Annotated in this window: 12 protein-coding genes and 3 tRNA genes; 11 read left to right on the plus strand and 4 right to left on the minus strand. The window is 71.1% G+C overall.

From position 1 onward, the window contains the following. Positions 1–63 precede the first annotated feature (63 nt). The 3 genes from ACFQ7C_RS17200 to ACFQ7C_RS17210 all read left to right on the plus strand — a co-directional run bounded on the left by ACFQ7C_RS17200 (position 64) and on the right by ACFQ7C_RS17210 (position 2,753). A complete protein-coding gene (locus ACFQ7C_RS17200; RefSeq protein ID WP_378903973.1) occupies positions 64–1,068 on the plus strand; it encodes a LysR substrate-binding domain-containing protein in 1,005 nt (334 codons plus the stop codon). Positions 1,069–1,079: 11 nt separating this feature from the next. Continuing rightward, positions 1,080–2,609 (plus strand): glutamate--tRNA ligase, encoded by a 1,530-nt coding sequence (gltX, locus tag ACFQ7C_RS17205; protein WP_378903976.1) that lies wholly within the window; start codon positions 1,080–1,082, stop codon positions 2,607–2,609. Positions 2,610–2,678: 69 nt separating this feature from the next. Then, positions 2,679–2,753, plus strand: a tRNA-Gln gene (locus ACFQ7C_RS17210). Between the two features lie 54 nt (positions 2,754–2,807). Here ACFQ7C_RS17210 and ACFQ7C_RS17215 read toward each other — a convergent pair. Next, the gene (locus ACFQ7C_RS17215; RefSeq protein ID WP_378903979.1) at positions 2,808–3,734 is read right to left on the minus strand and encodes an aminoglycoside phosphotransferase family protein; all 927 of its coding nucleotides are present in this window, start codon (positions 3,732–3,734) and stop codon (positions 2,808–2,810) included. Between the two features lie 76 nt (positions 3,735–3,810). Between ACFQ7C_RS17215 and ACFQ7C_RS17220 the strand changes: the two genes are divergently transcribed. The 4 genes from ACFQ7C_RS17220 to ACFQ7C_RS17235 all read left to right on the plus strand — a co-directional run bounded on the left by ACFQ7C_RS17220 (position 3,811) and on the right by ACFQ7C_RS17235 (position 7,921). After that, a complete protein-coding gene (locus ACFQ7C_RS17220) occupies positions 3,811–4,590 on the plus strand; it encodes a DeoR/GlpR family DNA-binding transcription regulator (RefSeq protein ID WP_378903982.1) in 780 nt (259 codons plus the stop codon). Next, positions 4,587–5,528 (plus strand): 1-phosphofructokinase, encoded by a 942-nt coding sequence (pfkB, locus tag ACFQ7C_RS17225; RefSeq protein ID WP_378903985.1) that lies wholly within the window; start codon positions 4,587–4,589, stop codon positions 5,526–5,528. Before ACFQ7C_RS17220 ends, pfkB begins: the two co-directional genes overlap by 4 nt. Positions 5,529–5,563: 35 nt before the next feature. Then, positions 5,564–7,588: a fructose-specific PTS transporter subunit EIIC gene (locus ACFQ7C_RS17230; protein ID WP_378903988.1), complete on the plus strand. Its 2,025-nt coding sequence runs from the start codon at positions 5,564–5,566 to the stop codon at positions 7,586–7,588. Positions 7,589–7,651: 63 nt separating this feature from the next. Continuing rightward, a complete protein-coding gene (locus ACFQ7C_RS17235; protein ID WP_378903991.1) occupies positions 7,652–7,921 on the plus strand; it encodes an HPr family phosphocarrier protein in 270 nt (89 codons plus the stop codon). A 110-nt stretch (positions 7,922–8,031) separates the two neighbouring features. Here ACFQ7C_RS17235 and ACFQ7C_RS17240 read toward each other — a convergent pair whose 3' ends face one another. Continuing rightward, a complete protein-coding gene (locus ACFQ7C_RS17240) occupies positions 8,032–8,670 on the minus strand; it encodes an MBL fold metallo-hydrolase (RefSeq protein ID WP_378903994.1) in 639 nt (212 codons plus the stop codon). A 118-nt stretch (positions 8,671–8,788) separates the two neighbouring features. On the opposite strand from ACFQ7C_RS17240, the gene ACFQ7C_RS17245 reads away from it, so the two are divergent. Both ACFQ7C_RS17245 and ACFQ7C_RS17250 read left to right on the plus strand, forming a co-directional pair. Further along, positions 8,789–8,864: transfer RNA gene (locus tag ACFQ7C_RS17245), tRNA-Glu, on the plus strand. 42 nt (positions 8,865–8,906) lie between these two features. Beyond that, a tRNA-Glu gene (locus ACFQ7C_RS17250) sits at positions 8,907–8,979 on the plus strand. An 80-nt stretch (positions 8,980–9,059) separates the two neighbouring features. Here ACFQ7C_RS17250 and ACFQ7C_RS17255 read toward each other — a convergent pair. Together ACFQ7C_RS17255 and ACFQ7C_RS17260 are read right to left on the minus strand one after the other, a co-directional pair. Beyond that, positions 9,060–10,238, minus strand: a complete 1,179-nt coding sequence (locus ACFQ7C_RS17255) for a DUF4349 domain-containing protein (RefSeq protein WP_378903997.1) — start codon at positions 10,236–10,238, stop codon at positions 9,060–9,062. Further along, entirely contained in the window at positions 10,235–10,792 is a 558-nt protein-coding gene (locus ACFQ7C_RS17260; RefSeq protein WP_378904000.1) for an RNA polymerase sigma factor, read from the minus strand. The genes ACFQ7C_RS17255 and ACFQ7C_RS17260 overlap by 4 nt, the downstream gene beginning before the upstream one ends. A 247-nt stretch (positions 10,793–11,039) precedes the next feature. Between ACFQ7C_RS17260 and ACFQ7C_RS17265 the strand changes: the two genes are divergently transcribed. Together ACFQ7C_RS17265 and leuC are read left to right on the plus strand one after the other, a co-directional pair. Continuing rightward, entirely contained in the window at positions 11,040–12,113 is a 1,074-nt protein-coding gene (locus ACFQ7C_RS17265; RefSeq protein ID WP_378904003.1) for a TerC family protein, read from the plus strand. Positions 12,114–12,413: 300 nt separating this feature from the next. After that, positions 12,414–13,886: a 3-isopropylmalate dehydratase large subunit gene (gene leuC, locus ACFQ7C_RS17270; RefSeq protein ID WP_378904006.1), complete on the plus strand. Its 1,473-nt coding sequence runs from the start codon at positions 12,414–12,416 to the stop codon at positions 13,884–13,886.

The following is a 13,886-nucleotide window of genomic DNA, read 5'->3' on the forward strand; positions in this document are numbered from 1 at the left end:
GCGATCACTCACGTCTATGGCAGGTGTTCCATGCTCGACATAACAGACGCTTATGATTCACCCATGACCGATGCGTGGGACGACGACCCGGGCTTCGACGCGCGAGAACTCCGCGTCGTGAAAGCCATCGCGGACGAGGGATCCATCACCGGCGCCGCGCTCGCCCTCGGCTACAGTCAGCCCGCCGTGAGCCAGCAGCTCAAGCGCCTCGAGCAGCGGCTCGGGGTGGCGATCGTCGAGCGGGTGGGCCGGAGCGTCCGCCTCACCGACGCGGGGCGCATCCTCGCGCGGCATGCTCCCGCCGTGACGACGGCGCTGGATGCTGCTGCCGGCGAGCTCGCGGAGCTCCGCGGCCTTCGCGCGGCGCGCGTGCGGCTCGTCGGATTCCCGTCGGCCTCGCCCACGATCGTGCCGCGGCTGCTCGCGGTCCTTGCGGAGCAGCATCCGGGAATCTCCCTCACCTACGTGGAGGCCGAGCCGCCCGAGGCCGTCGAGGCGGTGCGCGAAGACCGCACCGACATCGCCCTCACCTTCAGCTATCCCGGCGACCGCGACGACCCGCACGGCTCGAGCGCCCGAGGGCTGGCCGTCCACACGGTCGGCGCGGACGAGCTGCTCGCCGTGCTGCCCGCCGGGCATCCCGCTGCGACCGCGGACGTGGTCGATGTAGCGAGCCTCGCCGAGGACGACTGGATCGCCGGCTGCCCGCGCTGCCGCGGCCATCTGCTCGAGTTGTGCGGCCGCGCCGGGTTCGCGCCCCGCATCGCGTTCGAGACCGACAACTTCGTGGCCGTGGAGGGGCTCGTCGCGCAGGGGATCGGCGTCGCGACGCTGCCGCGGATGGCCGTCGAGTCGTTCCCGCAGCTGCCCGGGGTGGCCGTGGTGCCCCTCCCGGCAGGAGAGCTGCGACGGATCCACACCGTGACCGCGCGCGGTGCGGACCGCGTGCCGGCCGTCAGGGCCACCCTCGACGCCTTGGCCCGGCTCATCGCTCGGCCCGCCGACGAGCCCGGCGGCGCAGCATCCCGCAACCCGGGAACGCCGGGCGCCGCGGCATCGGCCCGATAAACTCGGCGGTGATGTCTTCTTCGCCTGATCCCCGCACCACGACCGCCACCGGCACCGACGTCCGCGTCCGCTTCTGCCCTTCGCCGACCGGTCTTCCTCACGTCGGACTCATCCGCACGGTGCTGTTCAACTGGGCGTATGCGCGTCACACCGGCGGCAAGCTCGTGTTCCGCATCGAAGACACCGATGCCGCGCGCGACAGCGAGGAGAGCTACCTGCAGCTCCTCGACGCGCTGCGCTGGCTGAAGATCGACTGGGATGAGGGCGTGGAGGTCGGCGGTCCGCACGCTCCGTACCGCCAGTCGCAGCGGCACCACATCTACCGCGAGGTGCTCGACAAGCTGATCGCGTCCGGCGCCGTTTACGAGAGCTACTCGACGCCCGAAGAGATCGACGCCCGCAACGAGGCGAACGGCCGCGCGAAGCAGCTGGGGTACGACAACTACGACCGTGACCTCACCGACGAGCAGAAGGCCGCGTTCCGCGGCGAGGGTCGCGAGCCCGCGTGGCGTCTCCGGGTGCCCGACGAGGACCTCACGTACGTCGACCTGATCCGCGGCGAGGTGACGTTCCCCGCCGGCTCGTTCCCCGACTTCGTGCTGGTTCGCGCCGGCGGCGTGCCGTTGTACCCGTTCGTGAACCCCGTCGACGACGCCCTCATGGGCATCACGCACGTCATCCGCGGCGAGGACCTCATGCCGTCGACCGCTCGCCAGCTGGCGCTGTACGGCGCGCTGGTGGATGCCGGCGTCACGACGTTCATCCCGCGCTTCGCGCACATGCCGCTCGTGCTGGGCGAGGAGGGCAACAAGAAGCTCTCCAAGCGCGATCCGAAGGCCGATCTCTTCCTGCAGCGCGACAAGGGCTTCATCCACGAGGGACTTCTCAACTACCTCGCGCTGCTGGGCTGGTCCATCGGCCCCGACCGCGACGTCTTCTCGCTCGAGGAGCTCGTGGCGGCGTTCGACATCGTCGACGTCAATCCCAACCCGGCGCGCTTCGATCAGAAGAAGGCCGAGTCGATCAACGGCGACCACATCCGGATGCTGCAGCCCGGCGACTTCGCCGACCGCCTGGTGCCGTACCTGGCCGCGGCCGGAGTGGTCGACGACAGCCCGACGCCGGCGCAGCAGGCCATGCTCGTCGCGGCGGCCCCGCTCGTGCAGGAGCGCATGCAGCTGCTCGGCGACGCGCCGGGGCTGCTGGGCTTCCTGTTCTCCGACGTCGTGGCCTACCAGGACGACGCGCTCGCGTCGCTGCCGGCGAACGCGAACGAGGTGCTGGTCGCCTCGGTCGGCGCGCTCGAACTGGTGCCCGGCACCGAGTTCACCGCTGCCGCGGTGCAGGGCGCCCTCGCCGGCGCCCTCATCTCGCCGGTGGAGGAGGGCGGCCTCGGCCTCAAGCCGCGCGTCGCATACGGCCCGCTGCGCGTCGCGCTGAGCGGCCGCCGTGTGTCGCCGCCGCTGTTCGAGTCGATGGAGCTGCTCGGCAAGTCCGAGTCGATCCGCCGCCTCGGAGCCCTGGTCGACGCGCGCGGGTGACGGCTCGGTTTGGAGCACGTGCCGGCGTCGCGTAGACTCTATCCTCGGCACGGCTTCGGCTGACAGCCTTGGGGTATGGTGTAATTGGCAACACGGCTGATTCTGGTTCAGTTGTTCTTGGTTCGAGTCCAGGTACCCCAGCCAACGAAGAAACCCCCGCTGAGCGGGGGTTTTTCGTTTTCTCCGGAGACGGATGCCTCAGCCCGCAGCGCCCGCGATCACCTCGGCTGCGGCATCCCGCCCCAGCGCGAAGTAGGCGGGATTGTCGTCGCTGTGCGCCAGGAGCATGAGGACCACGGCGGCCGCCCACGCGTGCGCACGCACCCAGACGTCGGCGTCGTAGCGCGCGCCGGCCGCGGTGATGAACCGCTCGCGGCCCGCGGCGTCGAACGCGAGCCATGCGACCGCCAGGTCGTACGCGGGATCGCCGGCCGTGACGTCGCCGAAGTCGATGATCCCCGCGAGCGCGCCCTCGCGCGAGACGAGGTTGCCCGGGTGGAGGTCACCGTGGATCCACACGGGGGCGCGGTCCCAGGGGGCTGCGGACACCCCCGCCCGCCAGACGCCGCGCAGCGCGCTCGCGGACCGGGCATCGATGGTCGCCGCCGTCTGCAGCGTCCGCAGTCGCTCCTCCACGGCTTCCGCGCGCGTCGCGAGCGGGTTTCCGCGGAACGGGTTGACGGGATGGTCTGCCGGGGCGTCGACATGAAGGCCGTCGAGGGCGCGTGCCAGAGTGCCGGCCCATTCGCCGCGCTCGGCCGGCGACTCCTCGATCGCGCTGACCCCGTCGATCCACGGCACCACCGACCAGGCCCACGGATAGCCGCGGCCCGCCACACCGTCGATCACAGGGGCGGGAACGCGCACGCCGAGGGCTGAGAGCCGCTCCGCCACGGTCGGAAGCACGGCCTGCTCGTGCAGCACCAGCGGCGCGGCGAGCGCGCGGCGAGGGAGTCGCACGGCGTACTCGTCGCCCAGTCGCCAGACATCGCTGTCCCAGCCCTCCGCGACCTTCTCGAGCGGCAGGGCGGCGACGCCCGGCATCGCCGATTCCGCCTGGTCGGCGAGCAGTCCGCGGATGAGGGCGGTGTCGATCGAGATCTCGGCGGCGGGCTTGTCGGGCACCGTCCGAAGATACCCTGTTGTGTTTATGTTGGAATGTGTTGTAGTGTGTGGGAATCCAACGGAGGGTTTGTCCCACATGTACGCGACGGAGCGCCACGAGCAGATCGAGCTCCTGCTGGCTGCACAGAGCCGCGTGAGCGTCGTCGAGCTCGCCGAGCGGTTCGACGTCACCACCGAGACGATCCGCCGTGACCTCGACCACCTCGAGTCGGCCGGCGCCTTGCGTCGCGTGCACGGGGGAGCGGTCGGCCGCGAACGCGCCAGCACGCGCGAGCCTTCGCTCGCCGAGCGACTGGACCACCACGGCGGCGCGAAGGCAGCGATCGGCCTGCGCGCGCTCGATGCCCTCGGGACCGAGTTCACCGGGTCCGTCTTCCTCGACGCCGGCACGACCACCGCGGCTGTCGCCTCGGCGCTGACTCCGCGTCTCTCGACGGCGCGGATCGAGGTCGTCACGCACTCGCTGACCCTCGGCAACGCGCTGGCCGGCGTGCCCGGCGCCTCGCTCTCACTGCTCGGCGGCCGTGTGCGCGGCCTGACCGCCGCGGCCGTCGGCGCCGACACCGTCCGCGCCATCGGCGCGCTCCGTCCCGACGTCGCGTTCCTCGGCACGAACGGCGTCTCGGCGTCGTTCGGCCTGAGCACGCCGGATCCCGAAGAGGCCGCCGTGAAGCGCGCGATCGTCGAGTCGGCACGCCGGGTGGTCGTCGTCGCCGACGCCGAGAAGTTCGGCGCCGAGCTTCTCGTCGGCTTCGCGGCCCTGTCCGACATCGACGTGCTGGTGACGGATGCCGCACCCGACGCAGAACTCGCGTCCGCACTCGCGGACGCCGAAGTGGAGGTCTGGCTCGCATGATCGTGACGCTCACGGCAAACCCGTCCCTCGATCGCACCGTGACGCTTCCTGCGCCGCTGCAGGTCGGTGGCGTGCAGAGCGCGGCGTCCGCGCGCGAGGACGCCGGCGGCAAGGGCATCAACGTCGCACGCGCGATCGCCTCGGCCGGGGAGGACTGCGCCGCGGTGCTGCCGCTCGCGCCCGGCGATCCGTTCGACGCCGCGCTGCGCGCGGCCGACGTCGACGCGCGCCGCGTCCCCATCCGAGGAAACGTGCGCGCGAACATCGCGATCACCGACCCTGCCGGTGTCACGACCAAGCTCAACCTGCCGGGCGCCGAGCTGTCGCCCGACGAGGTTTCCGCGGTGATCGATGCGGTGGTGGTGGCGTCCGTCGGCGCGCGCTGGCTGGTCCTCGCCGGCTCTCTGCCCCCCGGTGCGGGGGAGGACTTCTATGTCCGGGTCACCGCCGCGGTGCGCAGCGCGCACGGCGCGGACGCGCCGCTGATCGCCGTCGACACCTCCGGGCCGGCCCTCGCCGCTGTCGTGGCCGGTGCCGCCCCCGACCTCATCAAGCCGAACGACGACGAGCTCGCCGAGCTCGCGGGCGTCACGATCGACGGCGCCGACCTGAGCGCGGTGCTCGACGTCGCGCGCTCGCTCGTCCCCTCCCGTGTCCGCGCGGCCCTCGTCACGCTCGGCTCCCGCGGCGCGCTGCTCATCGACGCCGAGGGTGCGTGGGCGGCCACTCCGCCGCCCATACAGGTCGTGAGCACGGTCGGGGCGGGCGACAGCTCGCTCGCCGGCTACGTGCTCGCCGCGACCCGCGGGGCCCGCCACGAGGAGCGGCTGCGCCTCGCCGTCCGGTACGGCGCGGCCGCAGCATCCCTTCCCGGCACCCAGGCGCCGGCCCCCGCAGATCTTCCCACCGGCGACGTGCCCGTCACGCGCCTCGCCTAGACCCCGAACCCACCCCACGACCGCAGGAGGTCACCGTGTCCGACACCATCACCCCAGGCCTGGTGAGTCTCGACGCGCCGCTGGGCGCCGACAAGGCCGCCGTCATCCGCTCCCTCGCCGCACGCGTGGTCGCGCAGGGTCGCGCGACCGACGCCGAGGCGCTCTTCGACGACGCGTGGGCGCGCGAAGAGAAGGATGAGACCGGGCTCCCCGGCGGCATCGCCATCCCGCACGCCAAGAGCGCCGCGGTCACGACGCCGTCGCTCGCCTTCGCGCGGCTGAAGCCCGGCGTCGACTTCGGCGCGCCGGACGGCGCCGCCGACCTCGTCTTCCTCATCGCCGCACCCGCCGACGCCGCCGAGGCGCACCTCGCCGTGCTCTCGAAGCTCGCCCGAAGCCTCATGCAGGAGGATTTCACGTCGGGCCTGCGCGCCGCCGCGACCGACGACGACGTGGTGGCGATCGTGCAGGCCGCCATCGGCGAGCGTGAAGCCGCGCCTGCCGCCGCTCCGGCGGCCGCGGCCGCAGCCGCCCCTGCCGCGGCGGGCCTCGCCGTCGACGGGCGGCCCGCCCGTGTGGTCGCGGTGACCTCGTGCGCGACCGGCATCGCCCACACCTTCATGGCGGCCGACGCGCTGACCGCGGCCGGCAAGAAGGCCGGCATCGACCTGGTCGTCGAGCCGCAGGGTTCGAGCGGCTACCAGGCGCTGCCCGCCGACGTGATCCGCGATGCCGACGCCGTCATCTTCGCCACGGACGTCGACGTCCGCGAGCCGCAGCGCTTCGCGGGCAAGCCGGTCGTGCGCTCCGGCGTCAAGCGGGGCATCGAGCAGCCCGACCAGCTCGTGGCCGAGGCTGTCGCCGCCGCCAACAATCCGAACGCGACGCGCGTCGGCGGCGATGCGGCCGCGGCGACGGCGGCTCCTGCCGAGACGCTGTCGTGGGGCGCCCGCATCCAGCGGATCCTCCTCACCGGCGTCAGCTACATGATCCCGTTCGTCGCGGGCGGCGGTCTGCTGATCGCCCTCGGCTTCCTCATCGGCGGCGTCAACGTCGGCGACGAGGCGTTCGCCGTCATCACCGACAACGCGCTGTGGGCTCTTCCCGCGGGTGGGCTCGCGCAGTATCTCGGATCCGTCGCCTTCGTCATCGGTGTGACCTCGATGGGCTTCCTCGTCTCTGCACTGGCGGGTTATATCGCCTTCGCCATCGCAGACCGCCCGGGCATCGCGCCCGGATTCGTCGCGGGCGCCGTCGCGGTCATCATGAACGCCGGCTTCATCGGCGGCATCATCGGCGGTCTGCTCGCAGGGTTCGTGGCCTGGTGGATCGGCCGACTCAACGCTCCGCGCTGGCTGCGCGGCCTGATGCCGGTCGTCATCATCCCGCTCGCGGCGTCGATCGTGGCCTCGGGGCTCATGATCCTGTTCCTCGGCCGGCCGATCGCGACCCTGATGGAGGGTCTCAACGCCTGGCTCACCGGTCTCGCCGCGACCGACGCGATCATCCTCGTCGGCGTGATCCTCGGACTCATGATGTGCTTCGACCTGGGTGGTCCGGTCAACAAGGTCGCGTACGCGTTCGCGGTCGCGGGCCTTGCGTCCGCCTCGGCGGAGAACACCACGCCGTACCTGATCATGGCCGCCGTCATGACGGCGGGAATGGTCCCGCCGCTCGCGATGGCGCTCGCGTCGACGGTGCTGGCGCGCAACATGTTCCCGGCGGTCGAGCGCGAGAACGGCAAGGCCGCGTGGCTGCTCGGCGCGGCGTTCATCAGCGAGGGCGCCATCCCGTTCGCCGCGGCCGACCCGCTGCGCGTCATCCCCTCGATGATGCTGGGCGGTGCCGTGACCGGCGCGCTGAGCATGGCGTTCGCCGTCGAATCGCTGGCACCCCACGGCGGCATCTTCGTCCTCTTCGCGATCAACCCGATCTGGGGCTTCCTGATCGCCCTCGCGGCCGGCACGGTCGTCTCGGCCCTCACGGTGATCGCCCTCAAGAAGTGGATCGCCCCGAAGGAGCTCGAGCAGGCGGAAGCGCGCGTGGCCGTGGCGGCCTGAGGCCGCCGTCCGACAGAATCGGAATCGTCGGCCGCACAGGTCCGATCGAGACAGGAGAGAACAATGGCAGAACGTCAGGCCACCATCGCCAGCAGCTCGGGACTGCATGCCCGCCCCGCGAAGCTCTTCGTGCAGGCCGTGCAGGCGCAGTCGGTCCCGGTCACGATCGCCGTCGAGGGCGGCGCCGACCTCAACGCGGGCAGCATCCTGTCGCTGATGGGACTCGGTGCGTCGCAGGGGACCGTCGTGACCCTCAAGGCCGACGGCGACGGCGCCGACGAGGCGCTCGACGCGCTGGTGGCGCTCCTCGAGACGGACCTCGACGCGCAGTAGCGCGCTGGACCCCGTCCGGTTCCTCAACCGGCCGTGACGAACGAGACGACGGATGCCGCAGATCGAAGCTGCCGCGGCATCCGTCGTCCGTTCTGTGGCCGGGTTCCGGCTCAGATGTCGGTGCCGTCTCCGGGGTTGAGCTCGATGAGCTCGCCGCCGTCCTGTTCGGCGGCCCAGCCGAGACGCGCTCGCCCCATGTCGCGACCGGCGACCGACAGCGTCATGTCGTGCGTGCCGAAGACGCGGCGCGGCGCCACCGCCAGCACGAAGTCCATCGCCTCGCCGATCTTGAGCCAGGGCGCGCCGACCGGCGCAGCGAGGAGCTTCACCGCGCGGCCCTCGGGAATCGCGTACGAGTCGCCGGGGTAGTAGAAGTCGTCGTTCACGAGTACGCCGATGTTGTCGACGACCGGGATCGACTCGTGTATGACCGCGTGGCGGCCGCCGAAGAATTCCAGGCGGAAGGGCTCGACCTCGACCACGTCGCCCGCGTGCACGACGGTGACGTCGTACCCGGCCGCTGCCTTCGCCACGCCCTCGGGGGCGAAGATCGGCGTGCCGGGGAAGTTCTCGAGGATTCGGTCGAGGTGCGCGGGCGTCCAGTGGTCGGCGTGCTCATGGGTGATGACGATCGCGACGACGCCGTCGAGTTCTCCGAGCGGGGCAGTGAACGATCCCGGATCGATGATCAGCGTGCGGCCGGTGTCGACGAGGGTCAGGGTGGCGTGCTCGAACTTCGTGACTCGCATGCCACGAGTCAAGCGCCCAGCCGTCGCCGGAGCAAGCGTCGAGGGGCACGGCACGCCGAGGCCGTGTCGATTTGGAGCGGGCATGCGGCCCGTGGCATAATCGAACGGTTGCCTGAACGGCCCCATCGTATAGCGGCCTAGTACGCCGCCCTCTCACGGCGGTAACGCGGGTTCGAATCCCGCTGGGGTCACCAGTCAGGCAACAACGTCGCAGCTCCGGCTGCGACGCGCTGTACGGCCCCATCGTATAGCGGCCTAGTACGCCGCCCTCTCACGGCGGTAACGCGGGTTCGAATCCCGCTGGGGTCACGAACGACGCCCCGGTCCGACAGGACCGGGGCGTTTCGTGTTTCCGGCTCGGCCCCGGCCGCAGCCGGGCGCAGACCGGGCTAGCTCTTCTCGTCGGCCGACGACGGCGGCTCAGTCGCAGCATCCGTCCGCCGACGGCGACGACCGCGGGCCAGTCGCACGATGCCCCACACGACGAGTGCGGCGACGGCGGCCACCGCGAGCCAGGGGAGGAGGAAGCCGAGCGCGACGACGATTCCGTTGAGCGTGGCGACGAGGCCGTTCCAGCCCGCGACCAGGCCATCGCCGAAGCCGGCGGGGTCGGCCGTCACGGGCTCGACCTCCGGCACGACGGTGACGGACAGCGTCGACATCGCGACCTGGTCGTCGAGCATCTCGAGCTGCTGCTGATAGGCCTCCAGCGTCGCCTGCCGCTCCGAGAGCGCCGACTCGGCCGCGAGGAGGTCGGCGACGGTCTGCGCCTGGGCCATCAGCTCAGTGAGGCGGGCGACCGACGCCTCAGCGGCTTCGATGCGAGCCTCGAGATCCACGGTCTGCTCTGTCACGTCCTGCCGCGAGAGATTCGTCGCGGTCACCTCGCCGACGTCGCTCAGCTCGTCGACGACGCTCTGCAGTTGGTCGGCGGGAACGCGTACCGTGATCCACGCGCCGTCGGTCGGATACGGGTAGGGCATCGTGTCGTAGACGACCCCGCCGTCGGTCGGCGAGACCGGGTACACGGTGCCGTCGCTTCCGACGCTCATCGACTCGACGTAGCCGCCGTGCGCCACGGCGGAGTTCGCGATGGCCCGTGCGGCCGCGTCGACCTCGTCGGCGGTCACCGTCGCCGAAGCCGTCGTGATGATGTCGCGGTCGGCCGTTGCCGACTCCGTGGCAGCCTCCTCCGCGGCGCCTTGGGCCGCATCGGGTGCGACCGTGAGCGGGCCGGACTCGCGCGTGCCGCCCGACGAGTCGGTGCTGAACGAGCCGTCGCCGGAGTCGGCGGGCGTCAGCGGCGCGACGGCGGACTCATCGCTCGCCCCGCCCGCGCCGCCGACAAGGGAGCCGACCGAGGGGGCGATCACCGCGGCCACGGCGATGACGGCGGCCGCAGCGCCGCCGGCGATCCACAGGCGTCCTCGCCGCGTGCGCCGGGCGGACTGGCGTGAGCGCTCCCGGGCGATGTCGGCGAAGAGCGCCTCCTCGATCTCGTCGACGCGCTGCGCGCTGAGTTCGGGGAGGGATGCCGGGGTCCCGGGGCCCGGGGTCTGCATGCTCATGTGCTCTCCTTCACAACGGTCCGCAGACGGGTGCGGATACGGGAGAGACGGTTGCGGACGACGCCGTGGGCCACGCCGAGCTCGTCCGCCGCGGCCTGGTAGGCGTAGCCCTCGGTGGCGCAGAGCCGGAAGATCGCACGGTCGAGCTCGCCCAGCCCGGCGACCGCGTCGAGGATCGCCTCGGCGAGCCGGTCGTCGATCACCTGCTGTTCGACGTCGATCGTCGAGGGCAGGGTCTCGTCGGCGGCGGCCCCGGTGTGCTCGCGGTCGCGCCGCTGCCGGCGGATGCGATTCGCGGACTGGAACCGGCAGATCGTCGCAAGCCACGGGAGCAGCGAGTCGCCGGCGAGGTCGAGCCCGGGGAGCTTGCGCCACGCGACGAGGAACGTCTCCTGCGTGACCTCCTCGGCGTCCGCGGGATTGCCGACGAGTCCGTGCGCCAGCCAGTACACGGGACGCACGTACGCCCGGTAGAGGGTGCGGAAGGCGTGCTCGCTCCCGCCCGCAGCCAGCGCTACGAGTTCGGCGTCGCCCGGGAGGTCCTCGCCTGTCATCCCCATCCTCCGAATTGTCTCTCACGGTGTCAGTGTCCGCACCGCCCGGATCGTCTCACCGGCGCTGGGCGGGCCTCCCCGAGCCTGTATCCTGATGCGAGCGAGAGGGAGTATCCCGACACCGCGCATCCGTCATCACGGGTCCCGACAGAGCGACCCCGGGTGCGCGCCGCAGGCGGTCCGGCCGGCGGGGGAGAGACTTTCGGATCCCACCGACCCCTCTCACATCCCCCTCGAAAGGCCCTGCATGGACCTCGAACTCCCGCTGTGGTTCGAAATCGGATCCCTCGTGATCCTCACCCTGATCCTGATCGCCGACCTGCTGCTGATCCTCAAGCGGCCCCACATCCCCTCGACGCGTGAGTCGACGCTGTGGGTCGTGTTCTACGTGACCCTCGCGCTCATCTTCGCCGGCATCATGTGGATCGTCGCCGGTCCCGAGTACGCCGGTCAGTTCGTGGCGGGCTGGCTGACCGAGTACAGCCTGTCGATCGACAACCTCTTCGTCTTCGTGCTGATCATGTCGCAGTTCGCCGTGCCGCGGCGCTACCAGCAGGAGGTGCTGATGGTGGGGATCATCATCGCCCTCGTGCTGCGCGGCATCTTCATCCTGGTCGGCGCCGCGGTGATCGAGCAGTTCAGCTGGGTGTTCTACATCTTCGGCGCGTTCCTGGTGTGGACGGCGTGGCGTCAGGCGTTCCCGGGCGGCGACCACGACTCCGACGTCAAGCAGGAGAACTTCGTCGTGCGCATGCTCCGTCGCACGATCGACATCAGCGACCACTACGACGGCGCCAAGATCCGCACCGTCGTGGACGGCAAGAAGATGTGGACGCCGATGATCATCGTCTTCGCGGCGATCGGCGTCACCGACCTCCTGTTCGCGATCGACTCGATCCCCGCGATCTTCGGCATCACGCAGAGCGCGTTCATCGTCTTCACGGCGAACATCTTCGCCCTCATGGGTCTGCGCCAGCTCTACTTCCTGCTCGGCGACCTGCTCGACCGCCTCCGCTACCTGCACTACGGCATCGCCTTCATCCTCGCGTTCATCGGCCTGAAGCTCGTCTTCCACGCCATGCACGTGAACGAGCTGCCGTTCATCAACAACGGCGAGCACATCGAGTGGGCTCCCGAGATCTCGACGTGGATGTCGCTGGGTGTCATCGTCCTCTCGATGACGGTGGCGACGGTGGCGAGCCTCATCGCCTCCGCGCGAGAGAAGAAGATGCCGACGGCGGATGCTGCCGCCGCCGTCGTGGCGGAGGAGAAGGGCACGCCTCCCACGGTCGACCAGCCTCGCCAGGACGACGGCCGTTGATCGGACTCCACTAGCCGATGCCGCCCCGGATCGCCGACCACATCGGCGGCCCGGGGCGGTGCCGTCGGCACGGGCCGCGCGGGTGAATCCACGAGGGGTGCTGAGCGAGGCTCGGGCGACGGCGTGTGACGCGGACGAGGCGGGGCGCCGCCGCGGCGGTGGTAGCCTGGGCTCGTGCGGATCGCTCGCCTTCTCCTTAGCGGCCGCGACGAGTCCTAGTTCCCAGGCCTCACTCGTCGCGGAGTTCGTCGCGGGCCCCACCCCTTTCGGGCGCAGTCCCACAGAGGAGAACGAAGAGCAATGAGCACGACCGATGCATCCGGCATCCCCGACCGTCCCCGCACGCTCGCCGAGAAGGTGTGGGACGACCACGTCGTCGTCCGCGGCGCCGACGGCCAGCCGGACCTGATCTACATCGACCTGCACCTCGTACACGAGGTCACCAGCCCCCAGGCCTTCGACGGCCTGCGAGCCGAGGGCCGCCCGGTGCGCCGACTCGACCTGACGATCGCGACCGAGGACCACAACACCCCGACGCTCGACATCGACAAGCCGATCGCCGATCTCACGAGCCGGACGCAGATCGAGACGCTCCGGCGCAACGCCGCCGAGTTCGGGGTGCGCCTGCACTCGCTGGGCGACAAGGAGCAGGGCATCGTCCACGTCGTCGGCCCCCAGCTCGGACTGACCATGCCGGGCATCACGGTCGTCTGCGGCGACTCGCACACCTCGACGCACGGCGCATTCGGTGCGATGGCGTTCGGTATCGGCACCAGCGAGGTCGAGCATGTGCTCGCCACGCAGACCCTTCCGCTGAAGCCGTTCAAGACCATGGCCATCACGGTCGAGGGCGAGCTCAAGCCCGGCGTCACGGCCAAAGACATCGTGCTGGCGATCATCGCCAAGATCGGCGCGAACGGCGGTCAGGGCTACGTGCTCGAGTTCCGCGGGAGCGCCATCCGGTCGCTCTCGATGGAGGGCCGCATGACGATCTGCAACATGTCGATCGAGGCCGGCGCGCGTGCCGGAATGGTCGCGCCCGACGAGACCACCTTCGCGTACGTCAAGGGCCGCGCGCACGCGCCGACCGGTCAGGACTGGGACGACGCCGTCGCGTACTGGCGGACGCTCCCCAGCGACGAGGGCGCCGTCTACGACGCGGAGGTGTTCCTCGACGCCGCCGAGCTCGAGCCGTTCGTGACGTGGGGCACCAACCCTGGTCAGGGCGTCTCGCTGAGCGCGTCCGTCCCGTCGCCCGACGACTTCGCCGACCCCAACGAGCGCGCCGCCGCCGAGCGCGCGCTGGAGTACATGGACCTCGTCCCCGGCACCCCGCTCAAGGCGGTGCCCGTCGACGCCGTCTTCATGGGCTCGTGCACCAACAGCCGCATCGAGGATCTCCGCGCATTCGCGTCGGTCATCGAGGGTCGCAAGAAGGCCGACGGCGTGCGCGTCATGGTCGTGCCGGGTTCGGCGCGCGTGCGGCTGGAGGCCGAGGCCGAGGGCCTCGACAAGGTGTTCGAGGAGTTCGGCGCCGAGTGGCGCTTCGCCGGGTGCTCGATGTGCCTGGGGATGAACCCCGATCAGCTCGCACCGGGGGAGCGCTGCGCCTCCACGAGCAACCGCAACTTCGAAGGCCGCCAGGGCAAGGGCGGTCGCACGCACCTGGTCTCGCCGCTCGTGGCTGCGGCCACCGCCGTCCTGGGCCGTCTCGCGAGCCCGGGCGATCTTCCCGCGCCCGTCGCGGTCGCAGCCGAGGGCACGGAGGTCTGA

Origin of the sequence: Microbacterium sp. NPDC056569 (assembly GCF_042793475.1) — a bacterium.
Classification (GTDB): domain Bacteria; phylum Actinomycetota; class Actinomycetes; order Actinomycetales; family Microbacteriaceae; genus Microbacterium.

Excerpts from the sequence above, each read along its gene's own strand:
- ACFQ7C_RS17220 (WP_378903982.1), top strand. The coding sequence starts at position 3,811 with ATGTACGCGACGGAGCGCCACGAGCAGATCGAGCTCCTGCTGGCTGCA.
- ACFQ7C_RS17260 (WP_378904000.1), bottom strand. The coding sequence starts at position 10,792 with ATGACAGGCGAGGACCTCCCGGGCGACGCCGAACTCGTAGCGCTGGCT.
- pfkB (WP_378903985.1), top strand. The coding sequence starts at position 4,587 with ATGATCGTGACGCTCACGGCAAACCCGTCCCTCGATCGCACCGTGACG.
- ACFQ7C_RS17200 (WP_378903973.1), top strand. The coding sequence starts at position 64 with ATGACCGATGCGTGGGACGACGACCCGGGCTTCGACGCGCGAGAACTC.
- ACFQ7C_RS17265 (WP_378904003.1), top strand. The coding sequence starts at position 11,040 with ATGGACCTCGAACTCCCGCTGTGGTTCGAAATCGGATCCCTCGTGATC.
- leuC (WP_378904006.1), top strand. The coding sequence starts at position 12,414 with ATGAGCACGACCGATGCATCCGGCATCCCCGACCGTCCCCGCACGCTC.
- gltX (WP_378903976.1), top strand. The coding sequence starts at position 1,080 with ATGTCTTCTTCGCCTGATCCCCGCACCACGACCGCCACCGGCACCGAC.
- ACFQ7C_RS17240 (WP_378903994.1), bottom strand. The coding sequence starts at position 8,670 with ATGCGAGTCACGAAGTTCGAGCACGCCACCCTGACCCTCGTCGACACC.
- ACFQ7C_RS17235 (WP_378903991.1), top strand. The coding sequence starts at position 7,652 with ATGGCAGAACGTCAGGCCACCATCGCCAGCAGCTCGGGACTGCATGCC.
- ACFQ7C_RS17255 (WP_378903997.1), bottom strand. The coding sequence starts at position 10,238 with ATGAGCATGCAGACCCCGGGCCCCGGGACCCCGGCATCCCTCCCCGAA.